The sequence below is a fragment of the Mucilaginibacter sp. MD40 genome, assembly GCF_002288635.1.
Lineage (GTDB): Bacteria > Bacteroidota > Bacteroidia > Sphingobacteriales > Sphingobacteriaceae > Mucilaginibacter.
In genome coordinates this window covers 964,792-984,259 of the sequence record NZ_NRSW01000001.1, presented here as the reverse complement: position 1 = coordinate 984,259, position 19,468 = coordinate 964,792, and the positions used below count along the sequence as shown (strand labels likewise).

Annotated in this window: 16 protein-coding genes; 7 read left to right on the top strand and 9 right to left on the bottom strand. The window is 44.2% G+C overall.

Features of this window, described 5'->3' with window-relative positions; translation table 11 throughout:
* Positions 1 to 65: 65 nt before the first annotated feature.
* A complete protein-coding gene (locus CKK33_RS04440; protein ID WP_095702952.1) occupies positions 66 to 695 on the top strand; it encodes an NAD(P)H-dependent oxidoreductase in 630 nt (209 codons plus the stop codon).
* Between the two features lie 129 nt (positions 696 to 824).
* Positions 825 to 1,193 carry a PleD family two-component system response regulator gene (locus CKK33_RS04435; RefSeq protein WP_095702951.1) on the top strand — a complete coding sequence of 123 codons (369 nt, stop codon included), beginning with the start codon at positions 825 to 827 and terminating at the stop codon, positions 1,191 to 1,193.
* 23 nt (positions 1,194 to 1,216) lie between these two features.
* Here CKK33_RS04435 and ligD read toward each other — a convergent pair whose 3' ends face one another.
* The 3 genes from ligD to CKK33_RS04420 form a co-directional block, all read right to left on the bottom strand.
* Complete coding sequence (ligD, locus tag CKK33_RS04430) at positions 1,217 to 3,946, bottom strand: DNA ligase D (protein WP_095702950.1); 2,730 nt, start codon at positions 3,944 to 3,946, stop codon at positions 1,217 to 1,219.
* Positions 3,947 to 4,058: 112 nt separating this feature from the next.
* Entirely contained in the window at positions 4,059 to 4,445 is a 387-nt protein-coding gene (locus CKK33_RS04425; protein WP_095702949.1) for a VOC family protein, read from the bottom strand.
* Between the two features lie 135 nt (positions 4,446 to 4,580).
* The gene (locus CKK33_RS04420) at positions 4,581 to 5,783 is read right to left on the bottom strand and encodes a threonine synthase (protein WP_095702948.1); all 1,203 of its coding nucleotides are present in this window, start codon (positions 5,781 to 5,783) and stop codon (positions 4,581 to 4,583) included.
* 226 nt (positions 5,784 to 6,009) lie between these two features.
* Here CKK33_RS04420 and CKK33_RS04415 point away from each other — a divergent pair, with 226 nt between their 5' ends.
* Positions 6,010 to 6,405, top strand: coding sequence for a DUF1398 domain-containing protein (locus CKK33_RS04415; RefSeq protein WP_095702947.1), 396 nt, complete (start codon positions 6,010 to 6,012; stop codon positions 6,403 to 6,405).
* A 41-nt stretch (positions 6,406 to 6,446) separates the two neighbouring features.
* Here CKK33_RS04415 and CKK33_RS04410 read toward each other — a convergent pair whose 3' ends face one another.
* Positions 6,447 to 6,920, bottom strand: a complete 474-nt coding sequence (locus tag CKK33_RS04410) for a hypothetical protein (RefSeq protein WP_095702946.1) — start codon at positions 6,918 to 6,920, stop codon at positions 6,447 to 6,449.
* A 167-nt stretch (positions 6,921 to 7,087) separates the two neighbouring features.
* On the opposite strand from CKK33_RS04410, the gene CKK33_RS04405 reads away from it, so the two are divergent.
* A complete protein-coding gene (locus tag CKK33_RS04405) occupies positions 7,088 to 7,954 on the top strand; it encodes a flagellar motor protein MotB (protein ID WP_095702945.1) in 867 nt (288 codons plus the stop codon).
* A gap of 62 nt (positions 7,955 to 8,016) precedes the next feature.
* Here the strand turns inward: CKK33_RS04405 and CKK33_RS04400 are convergent, their stop codons facing one another.
* The 4 genes from CKK33_RS04400 to CKK33_RS04385 form a co-directional block, all read right to left on the bottom strand.
* The gene (locus CKK33_RS04400; RefSeq protein WP_095702944.1) at positions 8,017 to 9,108 is read right to left on the bottom strand and encodes an alkaline phosphatase family protein; all 1,092 of its coding nucleotides are present in this window, start codon (positions 9,106 to 9,108) and stop codon (positions 8,017 to 8,019) included.
* Between the two features lie 54 nt (positions 9,109 to 9,162).
* Positions 9,163 to 10,761 (bottom strand): SusD/RagB family nutrient-binding outer membrane lipoprotein, encoded by a 1,599-nt coding sequence (locus CKK33_RS04395; protein ID WP_095702943.1) that lies wholly within the window; start codon positions 10,759 to 10,761, stop codon positions 9,163 to 9,165.
* A 20-nt stretch (positions 10,762 to 10,781) separates the two neighbouring features.
* Positions 10,782 to 14,060: a SusC/RagA family TonB-linked outer membrane protein gene (locus CKK33_RS04390; protein ID WP_095702942.1), complete on the bottom strand. Its 3,279-nt coding sequence runs from the start codon at positions 14,058 to 14,060 to the stop codon at positions 10,782 to 10,784.
* Positions 14,061 to 14,250: 190 nt separating this feature from the next.
* A complete protein-coding gene (locus CKK33_RS04385) occupies positions 14,251 to 14,835 on the bottom strand; it encodes an HDIG domain-containing metalloprotein (protein ID WP_095702941.1) in 585 nt (194 codons plus the stop codon).
* A gap of 148 nt (positions 14,836 to 14,983) precedes the next feature.
* On the opposite strand from CKK33_RS04385, the gene CKK33_RS04380 reads away from it, so the two are divergent.
* The 3 genes from CKK33_RS04380 (at position 14,984) to CKK33_RS04370 (ending at position 18,115) form a co-directional block, all read left to right on the top strand.
* Entirely contained in the window at positions 14,984 to 15,571 is a 588-nt protein-coding gene (locus CKK33_RS04380; RefSeq protein WP_095702940.1) for a helix-turn-helix domain-containing protein, read from the top strand.
* Positions 15,572 to 15,668: 97 nt separating this feature from the next.
* Positions 15,669 to 16,976 carry a DUF5690 family protein gene (locus tag CKK33_RS04375; RefSeq protein WP_095702939.1) on the top strand — a complete coding sequence of 436 codons (1,308 nt, stop codon included), beginning with the start codon at positions 15,669 to 15,671 and terminating at the stop codon, positions 16,974 to 16,976.
* The gene (locus tag CKK33_RS04370; RefSeq protein ID WP_095702938.1) at positions 16,973 to 18,115 is read left to right on the top strand and encodes a TIGR03364 family FAD-dependent oxidoreductase; all 1,143 of its coding nucleotides are present in this window, start codon (positions 16,973 to 16,975) and stop codon (positions 18,113 to 18,115) included. The genes CKK33_RS04375 and CKK33_RS04370 overlap by 4 nt, the downstream gene beginning before the upstream one ends.
* Before the next feature lie 64 nt (positions 18,116 to 18,179).
* Here CKK33_RS04370 and CKK33_RS04365 read toward each other — a convergent pair whose 3' ends face one another.
* Complete coding sequence (locus tag CKK33_RS04365; protein WP_095702937.1) at positions 18,180 to 19,436, bottom strand: alkaline phosphatase family protein; 1,257 nt, start codon at positions 19,434 to 19,436, stop codon at positions 18,180 to 18,182.
* Between the last annotated feature and the right edge of the window lie 32 nt (positions 19,437 to 19,468).

The window sequence follows — 19,468 nt, the reverse complement described above, 5'->3', positions numbered from 1 at the left end:
TTACCATAGGCTGACTGTTGTTGAATGTTGCAACATATATATTTGTCCCATTAAATCAGAAAAAAATGTCATTAGTAGATAAATTAAAATGGCGCTATGCCACCAAAAAATTCGACAATACTCAAAAAATTGCTTCCGAAAAATTAGGTTATATTTTAGACGCTATTCAGCTGGCGCCATCTTCATATGGGTTGCAGCCTTACCGCATTTTAGTAGTTGAGGACCCCATTGTACGTGAGCGTTTAAAAGAAGCATCCTACGGACAAACTCAAATTACAGATGCTTCTCAATTAATTGTTTTCGCAGTTGAAACCAATATCAATGAAGACTTTGTAAAAAAATACATGGATAGCACTGCCGCTATACGTAACATCCCGCGTGAAAGCCTTGCCGGTTTCGAAGGCATGGTGCTTGGTACCATCAATAGTCGCACAAAAGAGGAACTCACAACATGGGCTCAAAAGCAGGCGTACATAGCACTGGGCGTTTTATTAGCCGCCGCATCTGAACAAAGTATAGATGCCTGCCCTATGGAAGGTTTTGATGCTGCGCGTTATAATGATATTTTAAATTTGACTGAAAAGGGTTTAACCGCAACCGTTATTACTACCGTAGGTTCTCGTGCCAGTGACGATGACTACGCGCAATTAGCCAAAGTACGCCGGGCTAAGGAAGAACTGTTTATACATGTTTAATTAATTATACACACATTAACAAAAGCGGGATAGATAACTATCCCGCTTTTGTTTTTAAGTTAATTTTTAACCTGCTGCATAATTCGGCACAGGCTTTGCAACGCGGCTGTAGTAGAGGAAGATACAGAGATGGCAAAGAGAATATTAATTGTTGACGATAATGAACTCATTGTAGAAGTAATGAGTTACATACTTAAGAATTGCGGATATGACGTTTACTCACTAAATGATGGCGAACGTGTGATTGAAGAAGTTAAGGGCAAGCACCCGGATTTGTTAATAATGGATGCATGCATGCCGGGATTGAACGGCAAAGATATTTGCAAGGTACTGAAGATGAATAAAGAGACAAGCGACGTGCCGGTGATCATTTGTTCTGGAGAAGATGATCTGGAAGATGCCCTTTCGCAAAATGGCGCCCCGGATGATGTGCTGCAAAAACCGTTTGATATGACGGCGCTGATCAATAAAGTTAAAATGCAAATTGCCGCCGCATAATGGCTGAAGCCAAAAGCTATTGATTACACATCAAATATGCTTTTGGCTTTTTCTATGGTCTTTAACAGGTCTATTCCTTTATTAAGCACTCCTTTAAATAAGTCGCCTTCGCTACGCGCACGTTCAACGGCACTTTTAATATTAAATTGCTCCATGGTAAGTCCGGGTTTTAGCTCATCCCAGTGTAAGGGCATAGAAACTGTAGCACCAGGTTTCGGCCTGAGCGAATAAGGGCCGGCTATAGTAGCACCGGGCCTGTTCTGTAAAAAATCAAGATACATTTTACCATCCCTGTTTTTTACCATACGCTCAAGCGAGGTATAATCGGGAATCTGCTGATGTACAATGTTTACAATGAGTCGTGCAAACATTTGCGATTGGTCATAATCATATTTCGCGCCAAGCGGTATATAGATGTGCATCCCTGTAGACCCGGATGTTTTGCAGCATGCAGGTACATCAATAGCGTCTAAAACCTTTTTAACTTCCTGCGCCGCGCTAATTACCTGATCGAAGGTATTTTTGTCCGGGTCAAGGTCAATAACGCAATAGTCAGGATTATCAGGTGCATTAATACGGCTAAACCAGGGGTTCATTTCAATACAACCCAACGATGCCATCCATAAAAGTGTTGCCTCATCATGCCCTACCAAATATTCCTTATGCTCGCCGTCGCTGGTAGTATACGGGAAAGTGCGTACCCAGTCGGGCGATTTCCCTTTCACATCTTTCTGGTAAAAACTTGAACCTTTTATACCATTCGGGAAACGGTTGAGTGACTGGGGCCTGTCTTTTAAATAGGGTAATATGTACTCAGCGATCTGGTAATAATAATTGAACATGTCCCGCTTGGTAATCCCCTCGGCTGGCCAGTACACTTTACTGAGGTGGGTAAACTTAAGGTCGTGTCCGCATATTTTTTTTACCTGTGTTTCTTCGTTAGGGTTTAGAAGCGTGCGTTTGGTATTTGCTGAAGGTGCTTTTACCAATTTCTCCTCTTTTTCATTTTCGGTTGAGTGTTCTACAATTTCATCGGTTTCGCCGGCAATTTCACGTACTACGTCCTTGGCTTTTTTATCAACCCGCATACCTTCAAATGAGGGGTGCCTGAAAACGCCATCGCTGGTTACTTCAGCAAAACTGATCTCACATACCAGTTCGGGCTTTAGCCATGTAGCCTTTGCTTTAGGCGGATTAGGGCGAAAACGGGATGGTTTATTGACATCGGGCTCAAATCCAAACGGGCTATCGTTTACGATTAATGGCTTAAACAACCCCATCATTTCCTTTTGCAGCTTATCAGAAAAGCCAGTACCTACTTTCCCTACATATTGCAACTTATCTCCCTCGTAAACACCCAGCAACAATGAGCTAAATTGTTTAGATGTGCCCTCATTACGCGTAAAGCCGCCTATTACTACCTCCTGCCTTTTGTTGATCTTTATTTTAAGCCATTCTTTTGAGCGGCTATCAGGTATGTAAGTGCTGCTTGCCTTTTTAGCCATAATACCTTCAAGGCCAATTTTGCGGGCAGCCTCAAAAAACTCCGTACCGTTGGCTTTAAAAGTCTGGCTCAGGCGTACCCGGTCGTCATTATCCGGAATAACTTCTTTTAGTATGGCCTGCCTTTGGCTAAGCGGCAGGCTCGTAAGGTCTTTGCCATTGTACCATAAAATATCAAATATATAGTACACCAGTTCACCGTCAGCTTCACTACGCCAGTTTTGCAGGGCTCCAAAATCTGATACGCCTTTGTCGTTTAAAACCAAGATCTCACCATCAACCACCGCATTGATGTCCCACCCTGCCAATAAACGCGCAAGCGGGTAATATTTTTCATTAAAGCTTTTGTTATTACGTGAAAAAATCTCTACCTGGCCTTTGTTAATGAATGATAGAGCCCTGTAACCATCCCACTTTATCTCGTATATCCAGTCAGGGTCATCAAAGGGCTCATTAACCAGTGTAGCTAACATCGGTTTTATACCTGTAGGAGTTTTGCTTTGGGGTGCTTTTTTAAGTATGGCTGCTGTATCAATGTTTTCCTCGGGTTGCTCATTGGCCATTTCTTCAATAGCATCATCTGCTTTCGATGGCGTTGTCTTTTTTTTTGATGGGGATTTTTTTACTTCCTTTTTTAGCTCGTGCTCCCCTCCCTCAGTCCACACCTTGTCTCCAGTTTTTTCCATGGCGGCAATGGTTTTGCCAGACAATACAGATTTATCTTCTTTAGTAATGTCTTTACCGGAGGCAAATTCGTCCTTATGCTTGATCAGCAGCCATCCATTTTCGCCCATGCCATGGGTTTTTACCAGGGCAAACTCGCCCTCCAGTTTTTCGCCATGAAGTTTAACTTTAAGCGAACCTGTTTTTAATTGCTTTAAAAGGTGCTTCTCCTGAGCTTTTTTCCCCTTTATTTCTTCAATTGGTTCATAAGTCCCCTGGTCCCAAACAATCACTGTACCGCCGCCATATTCACCTTGCGGAATGATACCTTCAAAATTACGGTAGTCAAACGGATGATCTTCCACCATCATCGCCAACCGCTTATTTTTAGGATCGAGAGATGGGCCCTTAGGTACAGCCCAGCTTTTAAGCACGCTATCCATCTCCAGCCTAAAATCGTAATGCAAGTGAGACGCATCGTGCTTTTGAACTACAAACATGAGTTTGTTTTTGTCCTTACTTTTACCGGCTTGAGGTTCAGCGGTTTTATTAAAATCCCGCTTTTCAGCATATTTTTTCAGGCTCATGGGTGGTTGTTATGGTTTTTAGCGGCTACGGGGCAAAGCCAGCATGCCTATAACAACATGCGACAACAACCGATGGTTTTACAAATTTAACCAATAGGAGAAGTCAACCCTATCAGATTTGTATTACAGAAAGGAAATTTCCGGCGGGATCCTTAAACCATGAAATTAACGGCCCTCCTCCACGTTGAATGTTATCTTCATCTGTTTTAATATACTCACCATTATAGCTCTCGAACTGTACTCCGCGCTCCTTTAGTCCCCGAACAGCAGATAGAATATCGCTTACCGGAAAGTTTAAAATAGTGTAAGTAGCTGGCTGATGATTGGGTTTGTTATAAATTAATGTGTGATTGTTATTGCCCGCTATTTTCAGATAAAGTATGCCATCCATTTCACTATCTCTTGTAACTTCAAGTCCGAGCGTTTGCCCGTAAAACTTTTCGGCCGCGCCAATATCATCTACAGAGAAGCCGCTAAACGCCTTTGATTCTTTAAGCATAATAAGTACTTTAATTTATTTAACCATTCAAAAAGGCAAGCTATTAATGCAACTCAATAACAGCCTGTAGAAGTAAATATAAGGTGGTAAAATACCTGAGACAAGGGCCGATAACGACAATATACAGGGAGAGATTTACCAGTGCCTGTCAATGTTTTCCAGGTATTTATAGCCGCTGCCCGTGTTAACCAGTACAACACGCTCGCCATAATTAATCCATCCCGAGGCCTTTAACTTTTTATATGCCTGCCATAAAGCCGCGCCTTCCGGTGCCACAAATAGGCCTTCATTTATAGCCAGTTCCCTTACTCCTGCTTGCATCTCCCTGTCGCTAATAGCTATAGCTGTTCCCCGGCTTTCTCTCAGCACCTTAATGATGATCCTATCAGCGTAAGATTTAGGCACCCTTAACCCATTGGCTATGGTGAAGCCACCATCAATAAAACTGGCACTGTCGCTGTTGTTGTCAATGGCATTCACTATTCCATTACAGCTTTCAGACTGTACGGCTACCATGCGCGGGCGTTCAGAGCCTATCCAGCCCAGCTGCTCCATCTCATCAAATGCTTTCCATATACCAATAAGGCCTGTACCGCCGCCAGTGGGGTAACATATAACATCTGGCAGTTGCCAGTTCAGTTGTTCAGCAATTTCATAACCCATTGTCTTCTTACCCTCCAGGCGATAGGGTTCACGTAGGGTTGATATGGGAAACCAGCCCTTTTCTGCCGCCTGATCGTGGATCAGTTTGCCGCAGTCGCTAATATTACCGTCTACCTCAACTAAATCAGCCCCGTATAAACGGCATTCATCTTTAAATAAAGCGGGTGTTAATTGGGGCATATACACTACTGCCTTTATGCCCGCCCTTGCCGCGTAGGCCGACAAGGCCCCTCCTGCGTTCCCCGCAGTGGGTATAGCAATGGTTTTTACTCCCAGTTCCTTCGCTTTTGACACCGCCATGCTTATCCCTCTGGCTTTAAAGGATCCTGTAGGATTGCCTGCCTCATTTTTAATGAGCAACTCGTTTCCCTCCGTTACATTTGGGGAATTGACTATTGGTATTATCGGGGTGAAGCCCTCTCCCAGCGTCACTATATTTGCAGGGTTAGTTACCGGCAGAATTTCCCGGTAACGCCACATATTGGCAGGGCGCAACCTCAGCACGCTTTTGTCAAAATGTACAGTGGTATTATAATGGGCAAAAAGGGTGCTGTGGCAGCCCTCAGTTCTGCACACCGTATTGAGATCAGATGCAGCGTACACAGCACCGCACTGCGGACACTGTAATTGGGTTAAGAAAGTATCGGCTATATTGCTTGCAAGCAAGTTTTCCATATATAATCATTGATGTGCAGCCAAGGTATTAACAATGGCCATCATAGGCAAATAAACCATACGTGGCTTTTGTAAGTTTAGTATATTTATAAGGTGAGATTTGAGATCCAAAAGCCATGTACCGCGTTGCAACCTTATGTAAAACATTTGGTGATCTCAGAGAACGACGCTGATAGCTCCAATTAAAATATACCCGGAATTAAATAATCGCTTTTACAATTTACGCATGTTTACAATACAACAAATGCAAGCCGCTCACAGTAAGGTTAAAAGCGGTGCCGACTTCCCGGCTTATGTGCAGGAAATAAAAAAAGCGGGCCTTTTATACTATACTTTTTATGTGGCTAACGGTGCTACCGTATATACAGGTGCCGGCGATTATGAATTGAGCGGAGAGGCTAAGTATCATCCTCAAAGTATCAACGATAATGGAAATGCCGATGCCCTGCAGCAGTGTATACGCCAACACCAGCAGGGTTATTCAGATTTTTTTACTTTTTGCAGGCTATGCGCCGAATGCGGGGTTGAAAGGTGGGTGGTTGATACCCGGTCTATGTATTGTACATACCTGGATAAAGCTGGTAATGCCCTGGTTGCCGAACCTATATCAGAGTTTTTATAAAAAAGAAGGCCCGCATGTGCGGGCCTTCTTTTTTATCGTTCTTAGCGCTCGTAAACTGAGCCTTGTAAGGTATAATTTTCTGAACCAGCAGCCGTGCTCATGGCAATAGACGGGATGTCTATTTTTATTTTTCCATCCACAAAGCTTACCTGTACAGACGCGGTCGTGGTACCTGAAAATATAAAACCTGTACCGGTTGCGTCACTTGTGGTAATAGCGCATTGCGTATCTGATAATGCAGCAGAACTTCTAACAATAGTATACGAAGCGTTAACACGTGGCAATGCCTTAAAAAACACGGTCAGCGTTCCGTTACGGTCTTTATTTTTATCAGTAAAGTTAACGTACGCCGCGTTGGTACCCGATGCCTCTAACCTGTTTGAAGTGGTAGCAAAGTGGATAACCCCGTTAAAAGTCCAGTTGCTATCTGATAGCTGTGGTGTTTCTCCGCTTTTTGTGCAGGCACTAAATAATATTACAAAAGAGGTGCAAAGGAGTGTCAGTGTTTTTTTCATAAATTAGTATATTATTGCGAGTATACACCGCGAGTAAACTCTCTAAACGCAATGATATGGTTTTTGTTTCAAATAATTTGTTTGAGCTTAAGGCGTTAAAAACCTTTAAACATATTAGTGGTTAACACATTGATAAGTTTGGATTTTTAACAAAATACATTAACACCATGAAAATCAAAATGTTATTTCCGGTACTACTTACAGCGGCCATCGCTGTTTCCGGCTGCGTAAGTAATAAAAAATACAACGACTTACAGGCCAGCTATAACCGCCTTGACAGCAATACCCGCGAGTTGCGAGGCAAATACCTGCTTACCGAGCGAAATTACGCAGTCGCCAGCGATAGAATAAAAAGCCTCGACGACCAGTTGGCTTCCGAGCGGGCCAACAATAAGCAGTTGCAAAGCGCGCTTGACAAGTGTTTATCCTCTAACGGGCAGGGCAATATCAATATTTCAAAACTGGTCGACGAGATCAACCGGTCCAACCGCTACATACAGGAACTGGTGAACGCCAAAAATAAAAGCGACTCGCTCAATATGGTGCTTACCAATAACCTAACCCGCTCCTTAAGCGCACAGGAAGCACAGGGTGTGGATATACAGGTGCTTAAGGGGGTGGTTTATATATCACTTGCCGACAATATGCTATACAAATCAGGCAGTTATGAAATATCTGACAAGGCTGGCGCAACCCTGGCTAAAATTGCCAAGATCATTACAGACTACAGCAACTATGATGTGCTGGTTGAAGGTAATACCGATAACGTGCCTATTGTGCAGAAAAACATCCGCAATAACTGGGATTTGAGTACGTTGCGGGCATCTTCTGTGGTACAAGCCCTTCAAAACAATTACCAGGTTGACCCTAAGCGCTTAACCGCTGGAGGCCGTGGTGAGTACAACCCGATTGCTGATAACAGCACCCCAAGCGGTCGTGCGCAAAACAGGCGCACCCAGATCATCATCACCCCTAAACTCGACCAGTTTATGGATTTGATAGGCAAAGCGCCGGAGAATCAGCCAAAACAATAGTGTTAGACTTAAATAAGAAAGGCGGCTAATTGCCGCCTTTCTTATTTAGTTAACTGTTTATCTTATTTGATAACGGTAGTAATGGCCTCGCCAACTTCATGCCCGGCATTTTTCTGGAAATTGACGCCAAGCAGCTGCGCTATGGTTTGCGCAAGTTGCTTGTGATAGGTAGTGCTTTGATCTGCAATCTCTCCTTTGGGCGCCGTATCCGGGCCAATTACCGCGAACCAGGTTTGCTCGGAATGCTGCACATCGGCACCATGTCCACGCCAAGCATCAAGTGAAGTATCTCCCCGGCCATGGTCGCAGGTGATCAGCAGGGTGGTCTTATCCTTGTACATCGGGTCGCGCTGTACCATATCCCATAGCGTTTTAATGTAACCATCCTCCTGTTGCGCACGCTCCAGGTAAGCTTTGTAATTACCATCGTGAGCCATATCATCCGTCTCATCAAAAGCCATGTACAGCACACGTGGCTTGTTCTGTTTCAGGTACTCTTTGGTAAACTCGTAGGTAATAAAATCAGACCGGGTTGAGTCGCCCAGGTATTTAGGTACCTCATGCTGCATTTCGTTCAGGAACTCCAGGCGGGTGTTCTTGCCTGGCGCTTTTACATCGGCATAACCAGAATATACCGGGAGGCCCGAGCGGCCAACACTCAGTATCTGGGGGAAACGCTCCCATGATGAAAAAATGGCTACTTTCCCTTCAAATCCCTTCTGCCTGTTTATAAATTCAAGCACGTTCATATTTGGGTTAGCAACCGCGTCATTGGTATTCATACGCTTATCCGGGAATCCGGTGAATATCTCATTATAACCCGGGTACGAAAAATGGTACGGGTTGGCTACTTCATCTTTGCTGCCCTTGTCCCTGTTGCCATAGATCTGGCCCTTGCTGCTCACCACCGACCACAGGAAGGGGAACAGCTTTTTACGCCGCTCATCAGCAGATGGAGCCCAAAACTTTTGCTGAACTGCTTTTTTATCATCCGTGTACTTGGAGTTTATCAAGGTCGAGTCGGCTCCGCGGAACACCTCCTGCCAGCGCATACCATCCAGCGTAACAATAATTATGTTTTGGGTTTTATGCGTTTGCGCAATCGCTCCGAAGATAGCCGTTGATAATAATAATGATAGTGCAAGTTTTTTCATAACATATACAAAAAACGGCCATTCATATGAATGGCCGTTATATTAAATGAGCAATTATTTAAGAATCCACATTACTCCGTTGATGTCATCATTGCCACCAAACTGATTTTGCAGGGCGCTCTGGTAGTTCTTGGTATTAGCTGTACGCTCAGAATTTGGATAGAGGAAGCGCTTAGCTATACGGGAGCTGTTACCGGTACCCGGGCCTGTGGTAAAGTTAGGCACACCAGTACGGCGATAGGTGAAGTATGACTCCAACCCTGAGTGGCGGAACAGCGCGATATACTTTTGCTGTAATATCTTGGTGATACCGGCATTACCTGTTTCATACTTAACTGCCGCCTGGTTATAGTATTCATTGAAGGCTACATTTATGGTATACGCATCATAATTTTTTGAAGCCTGTATATCATCTGACCCCGGGCGATAGAAATAGGCGATGAATGTGCCATTTTCAGGGATACCGTATGATGCCATTGACGCCTTTATACCGTTTTGATAAAAAGTTTCGGCGCTACCAACTGCCCAGCCACGGGTAATTCCTTCGGCAATGTTAAACATCAGTTCAGGATAACCTATTTGTATGCTTGGCTCACCGGTATAGGTAGAGTAATAACGCTTACGGTTAATGAAAGAATATTTTTGCAAACCTGCATTGTTGTACATGGTACCTTGGTCCAAACCCGGATCAGCGCCTACAAATGAGGCAAAATCTGTAGGGCTTTGCTTTTGCTTATCTACCAGGTCGCGGGCCGGTTCTGCGGTCACAAAAACCCGGGGGTCTTTTAACGAGGTAAGTAAGCCAACGTAGGTTGATGACATATTCTTACGCGATCCGCTCTGGCCGAAATTATTCGGGTTCATCGGATAGTAGTTATTAGGTATCACGAAAGTATACTGCATGTTATCGGCAGCGCTTTCCATCAAAGGATATTTGGCAGGGTTGCTCATGATAGCCGCGAAACGTGCAGGTACTTTTAAATCGGCATCGGAGGCTTTATTGCTTAACTGCACCAGTAAACGAATGTATAACGCGTTTACTGTTTTCTGCCATTTCTTAAGATCGTTGCCAAAATAAATGTCGTTCTTTAACGTAGCACCTTCGCCGGTACCAAAGCCACTGGGGTTAGCAATTAGCTGGCCTAAATCGCTGTTGGCGCTTTCCAGCCAATCTAAAGATTGCTGCATCACCGTTTTTTGCGGATCATAAGCGGGCTCCAGGTTTCCTAATCCTTTCAAGGCCTCGGTCATCGGGATATCGCCCATCTCCAGGCTCATTTTGCTAAACAGGTAAGCCCGGAAGAATTTACCCAAAGCCTCGTAAGGGTTAATGGCCGCGCCGCCGGTTGCCGCTGCCTGTTGTTCCATCACCGTTACGTTTTTCAGTGTAGAGTAATAGTTATCACCACTTCCAAAATCATAACGATTATTACCATAATAATCATAGTTATACAAGTAGTACTGATCGTATACTTCTTTTTGGCCATCAGGCAATTCTGCGGTGCTGGTAAGTATACCATTAAATAGCAGCGCTGCAGGTACACTATTAGGCACGTTGGTATTTTGGGTAAGCTCGTTAAAGCTCTTTTTACAGCTGCTTACTGAAAGCAGCAGCGCTGCAGGCAGTATATATTTTTTTAATATCGTTTTCATTTTTACTGCTTATCTGTTGATTAGAATGATACATTTAAGTTTAAACCATAGCTACGCACAGTTGGCGATTGCAGGCCGGTTAAACCAGCCGCGTAGTTATACTGGTCAAGGTCAACATCTTTAAAGCGTTTGTCTTTATAGAAATAAAGCAGGTTGCGGCCGTAAACGGTAACTGATGCTTTTTGTATAAAGGTTTTTTGCAGCATTTGCTTAGGAATTTCAAAGCCCAGTGTTACTTCGCGCAGCTTAGAGAAGGTTTTGCTCATCAGGTTGGCTTCATCAACACCGTAGTACTTACTTACATAATCCTGTACAAAGGTTTTGGTTGCGTTAGGTGCGTATTTCAGGTCGGCGTAGTTAATTACTGCACCTGTGCTTGAATTGTAGTTAATTACACCTCCGTTAGATATTTGTACACCCTCGCCAACGTAGCTACCTGTATATCCGGCCTTGCCATAATTAGCCCAGTCCTGGTAACGGGCAGCGCCCAGAGCGCCTTCGGCTGTTTCTATGTTGGCACCACCACGCATGGTTTTGTTGTGCATATAGTCAACAATAACACCACCAACAGAACCATCAAACTGGAAACCCAGGCTAAAGTTTTTGTACTGCAATTTGTTGTAAACGCTCCATGCGTATTTGGCATTCATATTACCCAAATATTGTGCAACCGGTTTAGCTAAAGGTTTACCTGCAGCATCATTGATGATCTGTCCGTCTGGCGTTCTTACGAAAGCAGAGCCGTATAATTTATCGGTACGGTCACCTACCTTAAAGAAGGTGTTATAAGTACCCTGGCCGGCAGGCAGCTCTTTATAAACATCTTTAAAAGTAGAGATGTTGGCTAAGATATTCCATGAGAAACCACCCAGGTTTTTGATAGGTGTACCCTGCAATGACCCCTCATAACCTGTTTTTTTGGTTTTTAGCGCGTTTACATATTCAACCGTGTAACCTGTTGCTGTAGATATCGGGTTGGCTAAGATCTGCGGACCATCAATATACTGGAATGCTGTCGCGCTTAATCCCAAACGATTCTGGAAAAATTTAATATCAAAACCTTCCTCGTAGTTTACACGGGTTGATGTTTTGATACCTTGTTGAAACAGGTAATCTGTTGCAAAACCTGCCGTTTGGCTATTGTAAGGCTTGCTTGTTGAGAAAGAAGTGTTTAAAGCATAAGAAGGGCCGTTGTATGGCGAGTTATAGGTAGTACCGTAACCCAGCGGGTTGGTGTACAACGACGCGCCTGTGCTGCCATCAAATACGGTAATGGAGTTAAACGGCGCAGGGCCAATGGTAGTTGCGGTAGCATCAGAACGAATGTTTGAGAACGAAGCGCGGCCTTTCAGGAAGCTGATCACTTCGGGCAGCTGTATGTAATCAGACAGTACGGTTGATACTGACACGCTTGGATAGTAATAGGTAGTAGGCGTTTGGAACGCTGACGATTTATCAATACGGCCTGTACTTGATATGGTAGCATATTTACCCAGGCTGGCATCTAACGAATAATAAGCGCTCAACACCCGCATATCAGACCTGAAACTGGTTGATTGTACCGGGTTCATGGAGTTGCTGAAAGAGTATACGCCCGGCACGTTCAGGTAATCTGTAGACGTCCAGTTAGAGTTGTAGCTCAGGTTACGCATGTTACCCCCTATTAAACCCGAAAGGTTAAGGAATTTGGCAACTGTATAATCATAGTTCACCATCAGCTCTGTGTTGTTGTCAAACAGGTTGCGGCGGTCTTCGCGATAATCGCCCATGTTACCTTCACGGCCGTAAGGGTGAGCCGAATAAGGCATTTTTTCGGTGCGTAAGAGGTCGTAGGTATCAATTTGCGAACGCAGGGTTACGTTCAGGTTGTTATTGATCTTGTAGTTGCCTGATAAGTAGCCGGTAGTATTGTTTTTGTAATGGCCGCGGGTCCACTCTTTTACCATTAACCAAGGGTTGTGGTAACGGGTGTACTCCGCGAACTGCGACTGCACGCCTACCTTACCAGGCTGCCAAATGGCTTTAATATCCGGTGCGTTCACGTCCCAGTCGGCACCGGTCCAAACGGCAATGTTGTATATTAAACTGTTAGGGCCATATTGTACATCCGGGAAGTTATCGGTTGTTTGGCGGTTAAAGTTAATGTTACCCTCAAATTTCCAGCGAGAGCTTGGGCTGAAAGAAGCGTAAATATTCGCGTTGGCAATATCCAGATATTGCTCAGGAATATAGCTGCTCTGGTGTTGCTGTGATGCCGATAAGCGAATGTTGTAATTATCGCCATTAGCGCTCAAAGCAACGTTATTATTGGTTTGATAACCTGTACGCAAGAAGTTTTTAAGGTTATTAGCACCACGCGCGGTGTAAGGTGTTGCCTGGCGAACACCATTAATTACCGGGCTATCATATTGCTCTATAAGCTGGCCGGCAAAGTAAGGGCCCCAAACGTCATAGTCACCATCAACACCTCCTGGTGCACCACCTTTACCATCAACAAATTTGTAATAGGTATTTTCACCGGCACCAAATGAGTGCTGCACGCGAGGGAAAGCCAAAAAGCCATCATTGATCACTGTACTGCTGTTTACATCAACGGTAAGGCCTTTTTTATTCTTATTACCTTTTTTAGTGGTGATAAGAATAGCACCGTATGATGCACGGTTACCATAAAGGGCTGCCGCCGCAGGGCCTTTTAATACGGTATAACTCTCAATATCATCAGGGCTAATGTTGTACGTATCCGTATTGATAGGGAAACCATCAACCACGTATAGTGATATGGCATTACCACGCAGCCTAACGCTTGGCGCGCCCAACAGCTCTGCCGATGGGCCAACTGATAAGCCCGCTACTTTACCGGTTAAGCCGGTAATCGGGTTAGGGTCGCGGGCAAGTGTAATATCCTCGCCATTAACGGTTTGTACCGAGTAACCTACGCGGCGTGTTTCTTTTTTTACACCCAGGGCGGTAACCACTACTTCGTTAAGCGCTTTGTTATCACCTTTAAGGGTAATGATCATATTTTTAGCGGTGCCTACGGTAGCTTCCTGTTCTGCAAAGCCCAGGTACTTGAATATTAATGTTTGGCCGGGGCTGGCGTTAATAATAAACCGCCCGTAAACATCTGTGGTAGTACCCTGGCTTGAGCCTTTAAGCATTACGCTTACTCCAGGCAAAGGCTGCTTCGTTTCATCTGTTACGGTACCTGTTATTTTGCTTTGTGCAAATAACATCACCGGAAACAGGCAGGCGGCAATGAGTAATACCAGCCTGTTTAAGTTAAGGTAAATTTGTTTCATCTGCTTTTAAAATCTGTTAATGTGAGTTTGATTTTATCAGCAGCAATACTAAACTATGTGTATTATTTATAAACTAAGTTTAAATTAAGTAAACTTTAAAGATGTGTGTTCGGAAAGTTAAGCAGGCCTAAAAGAAGTAATATTTATACTACGCTATGTTAAAAATAACTTAATACAAGCATTAGAGGGCTTAATTATTACGCTTTAAATGATCAAGCGCCATTTGCTTTAACCGGGCGATGTTGGTTACCGGTACGTGTTGTTCTTTGGCCTCGTCGTCCCAGTAGCGGAAACGGATAATAAGATCTTTATCCGGGTTAGCCTCAAAAACGGCGGCCTCCTCAGCAGACATTACCCCTCCCTGAAAATTAAGTGTGGCACGGCTTGCCGGCGTTAGTTTTTCGTAATAATCGGGGTATTTAAACGTCAGGTATCTTTTAGCTATCACATGCGCCTGCACCAGATCAGCCATGCGTTTAGAGAAACCCATGCTTAACAAATAATCGGCACCAAGCTTTTCGTGGTCTACATTTCCCATGCCTTCCATGCTTTCGGCTTCGCCTTCAACTGCGCACAAATGGCCAATGTCATGAAAAAAAGCGGCCAGCACTACTTCATCATCGTAGCCCTCGGCCTCGGCCAGCGCCGCGGCCTGTGCCATATGTTCAAGCTGAGATACAGGCTCGCCTATATAATCCTCGTCACCGTGCTGCTCATAAAGGGCAAACACTTTATCTACAATTTCTTCGGGGCTGTATAGCTGGTGAATAGTCATGGCTTGTGTATTCACAAAAAAAAGCACTGCATATTAGTTTTATGTTAAGTATGCATCATACTTTTTTTAATTGAAAAATATGCAAAATATTACTTGATGCACGTTTATATATTATATACTTTGCCCTAACAACCAACCTGAATTACTGATGGAAGACGACCTGCTGATACAAATAAGCAACCGTATAAAAGAAAAACGACGCGAGAAGAATATCACCGTACAGGAACTTGCCACCCGCGCTAATGTGAGCAAAGGCCTTATCTCACAAATTGAAAATAGCCGTACCATTCCCTCGCTAATTGTACTCATAGACATTGTTAAAGCACTTGATATAGACCTAAATGTTTTTTTTAAAGACATCAGGCATAAAAACAATAGCTTCCCGCTAATTATAAAAAGGAAAAAAGAATACGAGTACTTTGAAAAGGAGCATGCCGATGGCTTCCACTACTACAGGATATTTACCCAGCATGTAAAAGATTCTACTGTAGACATTGTATTGCTTGAGCTTGAGCCCAACGCCAATCGCCCACTGGTAGAAACCGAAGCCTATGAATACAAGTATATTATTAGCGGCCAGATAGAATATGTTTTTGGCGATAATAGCCGTTATCATTTAAGTCAAGGCGACAGTATGCTTTTTGACGGGCGTATGGCGCACACACCGTCAAATACGGGAAGTACCAAGGCAACCATGCTGGTGATTTATTTTTTTGAAGCCAAGGCCAACGCTTAAAATAAGCTTAACACCATGTTGGTTTATAATTAATAAACTAAGTTTATAATTGCTAAACAATTCATGGTGTTAGTTATCTTAGTATTTTAATCTCCAGATGAGCCTGCAATTACAGTTAAGGAAACAGGTAAGCAAACTGCCATATGGGGTGGTTTCGGTTTTAGCCGGCTTATCAGCGTTTGGAGCGTATACGTCTATGTATGCATTTCGAAAAGCGTTTACCGCAGGCACATTTACCGGCCACCAATACCTGCATGTTGATTATAAAGCATGGCTGGTAATTGCCCAGGTGCTTGGGTATATGCTCAGCAAGTTCTATGGTATCCGCTTTATTGCTGAGGTTAAACACTCAAATCGCGGTAAAAGTATCCTCATACTGGTTGGTATAGCCTGGTTGGCCTTACTCGCCTTCGCTTTTGTTCCGGCACCATATAATATTGTACTCCTGTTTATTAATGGTTTACCGTTGGGGATGATCTGGGGGTTGGTATTCAGCTACCTGGAAGGCCGCAAAGCCACCGAGTTTATGGCAGCGGTACTCTCCATCAGCCTCATATTCGCGTCGGGGTTTGTAAAAACTACCGCACGCTTGCTCATGCATAATTTCCATATTAGCGAATACCTGATGCCCTTCGCTACCGGTGCTTTGTTTGCAGGGCCATTATTGCTTTTTGTGCTTATTCTCGAGGCGGTACCGCCGCCTACAGAGGAGGACAAATTGCTTCGCACCGAGCGTACGCCTATGACACTTGGCGAGCGTAAAGCTTTTCTTTCACGTTTTTTACCGGGTATTATCCTAACGGTAATTGTTTATGTTTTGCTTACCGTGATACGCGATGTACGTGATAATTTTGAGGTAGAGATATGGCATGGTCTGGGCATTACCAGCAATAGTATTTACACCAGTATAGATTCGGTGATATCTCTACTTGTATTAACCGGAATGGGGTTGCTCATCATCGTAAAAAAAAATTTAAAGGCTTTTGCCATTATCCACCTGTTTATTATTGGGGGATGCCTGCTCGCGGGTGTATCAACATTATTATTCAATGCTGGTGTAATCAGTCCCATCATTTGGATGACCCTTGCGGGCCTTGGGCTATATGCCGGCTACGTACCCTATAATGCCATATTTTTTGAGCGCATGATCGCGTCTTTTCATTATAAAAGTAATGTAGGGTTTATCATGTACGTTGCTGACGCCATTGGCTATCTGGGCAGCATCAGCGTGTTGCTGGTTAAAGAGTTGGGCAACCCGGCCATCAGCTGGAGCAGCTTTTTTAAAGAGGCGTTGCTGATACTTGCGGTAGTAGGTACTATAAGCGGACTGTTATCCCTGCTTTACTTCCTGCAAAGCGCACGCAAAACAAACACGAACAAAAATTTAAATTTATTTACAGCATGAGTAAGAAATCAGCCATTGTTGTTGGTGCCGGTATTGTTGGCCTGGCTACAGCAAGGGCCCTGGTTGCAAGGGGTTACCGAGTAACTGTTTTTGAACGCAATGAACGCGCGGTAGGCGCCTCGATACGGAATTTTGGCATGATATGGCCTATTGGGCAACCAACAGGGCCGTTATTTGACCGCGCCATGCTCTCCCGCAGTATATGGAAGCAGATATGTGAAGAGGCCGGCATCTGGCATGACGAAGTGGGATCGCTGCACATGGCCTACCAGCATGACGAGTTAGCCGTAATGGAGCAGTATGCCGAAGCCAACAATGGCCTGCGCGACTGTACTGTACTTAGTCCCCGTGAAACCCTACAAAAATCTGAAGCGGTTAATCCCAATGGACTTAAAGGTGCTTTGTGGAGCGGTACAGAAATGATCATTGAAGCCCGTGAGGCTATTGGTAAGGTAGCACAATATCTGGCCGAAAAGTACCAGGTGCAATTTTATTGGAACACTGCTGTTAGCGAAGCTAAAACCAATTATGTGAAGGCTGGCGGCCATGTTTATCACGCCGATGAACTGTTTATATGCAGCGGTATAGAGTTTGAAACGCTTTATCCCGAACTTTTCGCAAACGCCAATATCACCAAATGTAAATTACAAATGATGCGCATGGCATCGCAGCCAAACAACTGGCGCATTGGCCCATCGCTTTGTGGGAGCCTTTCCATGGTGCATTACCCGGGCTTCCAGGCAGCATCGTCATTACCAGCGCTGCGCAAACGTTATGAGACCGAATATGCCGAATATTTAAAATGGGGCATACATGTGATGGTATCACAAAATCATACAGGAGAACTTACCGTTGGCGACTCGCATGAGTACGGATTGGTGCATGATCCTTTTGACAAAGCGTTCATTAATACTATGATCACCGATTACCTGCAAACATTCACCTGCCTTAAAGACACCCGAGTTATACAAACCTGGAATGGCCTTTATCCCAAACTCACTAATGGCCAAACCGAACTAATTTTAGAGCCAGAAACCGGTGTAACTATTATTAACGGTCTCGGAGGCAACGGTATGACACTCTCTTTCGGGTTATGCGAGCAATACATCGCCTCAAAGTTTGATGGTGTTCCTGCTTAACGCATTAGAATTACCCAACAAAAAACGCCCGGTGATTCCGGGCGTTTTTATTTCGATCTCCTCTTTACTTTTTCTGTTCAACAACAACCCACCTGTTGGCAGTATTGTATTTACCTTCTAATACCACTTTATATATATCAGATGGCATATCCTTTACCGGGATAAACGCATGCTGTGTGCTGGCATCAAACTCGCCAACCAGCTTATAGTTATCTTCCCCACCCTGCTTTACGTTGTTGGTTGCAGTAACATATACTTTAACTTTTTCCGCTTTATTCAGCGCCGTCCAGCTCAAGTCAATATTTCCCTGCACATAGTTGGCTTGTACATTAGCAATAGATACCGGACCAACCAGTGGTGTTCCGTCAATTTCCCGTTTGTACTTCTCAGGGATCTGAATATTCATAAACCTGGCTATCGATGGCATAATATCCACAATACCCGGGTAATAATAATTCGCATAACTGTTCATGTCATGCGCGTTGGTCACCATCCAGGTAGAGCGCTGTCTCGGTGTTTGGCCGCCATGCCCTTTTCCGTCCTTTTCGCCGCGGCCGTGGTCGGTTGTAATATAAATTACCCAGTCTTCTTTAAAGTTTTTCTCCCGGTATTTAATGGCTTCCCAAACTTTGCCCACCTGCTTATCCATCATCTCAACCGCAGTGTAATACTGCGGGCTATCGCCGTAGCGGTGCCCCATATCATCAGTATATTCCAGGTATATCCACGATAGGTCGGGCGCCTGGGTTTTAATTGAAGCTGTAGCCCGGGCTATCACCGTTTCGTCTATCCGGTGCATGTAGGCGCTTTCTTTATCGTGCTTAAAGTTAACGGTATCCAGCTCAAACCCATCGGCGCTATAGTCCACATGCAGGTTATGCGTTTGCGGCAAACCATCGCCCACCAGCTTGGTGCGGTTATCCTGCCAGCTCGAAAATACGGCTATCTTCTTTTGCGGGTACTGATCTTTAAACAACCTAAAGATAGTGGGATAGTTATAATTAGGCGCCTTAATATCGTTATCCCAAACATTATGTTTATTTACCCATGTACCGGTGAGCAGGCTGTTGTACCCCACTGCCGATATGGTTGGTGTTTGGCTATAGGCATCTTTCTCGCCGCCAACATGCGCGCGCAGGTATTTACCTTCTTTAGCTATGCGGTTAAGATTGGGGGTGTTGAGCCGCTCAATTACATCGGCAGGGATGCCATCCGCTATAATAAATACGGCTTTATGTATTCTGCCTTGCGCATTCACCGCTGAATAGCTTAAAACCACAACCGCAGATGCCGCAATTGCAGACTTTATAAAACGTAACATAACAAGTAGTTTTTGGCAAACATACATAAACA

Excerpts from the sequence above, each read along its gene's own strand:
- CKK33_RS04440 (WP_095702952.1), top strand. The coding sequence starts at position 66 with ATGTCATTAGTAGATAAATTAAAATGGCGCTATGCCACCAAAAAATTC.
- CKK33_RS04435 (WP_095702951.1), top strand. The coding sequence starts at position 825 with ATGGCAAAGAGAATATTAATTGTTGACGATAATGAACTCATTGTAGAA.
- ligD (WP_095702950.1), bottom strand. The coding sequence starts at position 3,946 with ATGAGCCTGAAAAAATATGCTGAAAAGCGGGATTTTAATAAAACCGCT.
- CKK33_RS04425 (WP_095702949.1), bottom strand. The coding sequence starts at position 4,445 with ATGCTTAAAGAATCAAAGGCGTTTAGCGGCTTCTCTGTAGATGATATT.
- CKK33_RS04420 (WP_095702948.1), bottom strand. The coding sequence starts at position 5,783 with ATGGAAAACTTGCTTGCAAGCAATATAGCCGATACTTTCTTAACCCAA.
- CKK33_RS04415 (WP_095702947.1), top strand. The coding sequence starts at position 6,010 with ATGTTTACAATACAACAAATGCAAGCCGCTCACAGTAAGGTTAAAAGC.
- CKK33_RS04410 (WP_095702946.1), bottom strand. The coding sequence starts at position 6,920 with ATGAAAAAAACACTGACACTCCTTTGCACCTCTTTTGTAATATTATTT.
- CKK33_RS04405 (WP_095702945.1), top strand. The coding sequence starts at position 7,088 with ATGAAAATCAAAATGTTATTTCCGGTACTACTTACAGCGGCCATCGCT.
- CKK33_RS04400 (WP_095702944.1), bottom strand. The coding sequence starts at position 9,108 with ATGAAAAAACTTGCACTATCATTATTATTATCAACGGCTATCTTCGGA.
- CKK33_RS04395 (WP_095702943.1), bottom strand. The coding sequence starts at position 10,761 with ATGAAAACGATATTAAAAAAATATATACTGCCTGCAGCGCTGCTGCTT.
- CKK33_RS04390 (WP_095702942.1), bottom strand. The coding sequence starts at position 14,060 with ATGAAACAAATTTACCTTAACTTAAACAGGCTGGTATTACTCATTGCC.
- CKK33_RS04385 (WP_095702941.1), bottom strand. The coding sequence starts at position 14,835 with ATGACTATTCACCAGCTATACAGCCCCGAAGAAATTGTAGATAAAGTG.
- CKK33_RS04380 (WP_095702940.1), top strand. The coding sequence starts at position 14,984 with ATGGAAGACGACCTGCTGATACAAATAAGCAACCGTATAAAAGAAAAA.
- CKK33_RS04375 (WP_095702939.1), top strand. The coding sequence starts at position 15,669 with ATGAGCCTGCAATTACAGTTAAGGAAACAGGTAAGCAAACTGCCATAT.
- CKK33_RS04370 (WP_095702938.1), top strand. The coding sequence starts at position 16,973 with ATGAGTAAGAAATCAGCCATTGTTGTTGGTGCCGGTATTGTTGGCCTG.
- CKK33_RS04365 (WP_095702937.1), bottom strand. The coding sequence starts at position 19,436 with ATGTTACGTTTTATAAAGTCTGCAATTGCGGCATCTGCGGTTGTGGTT.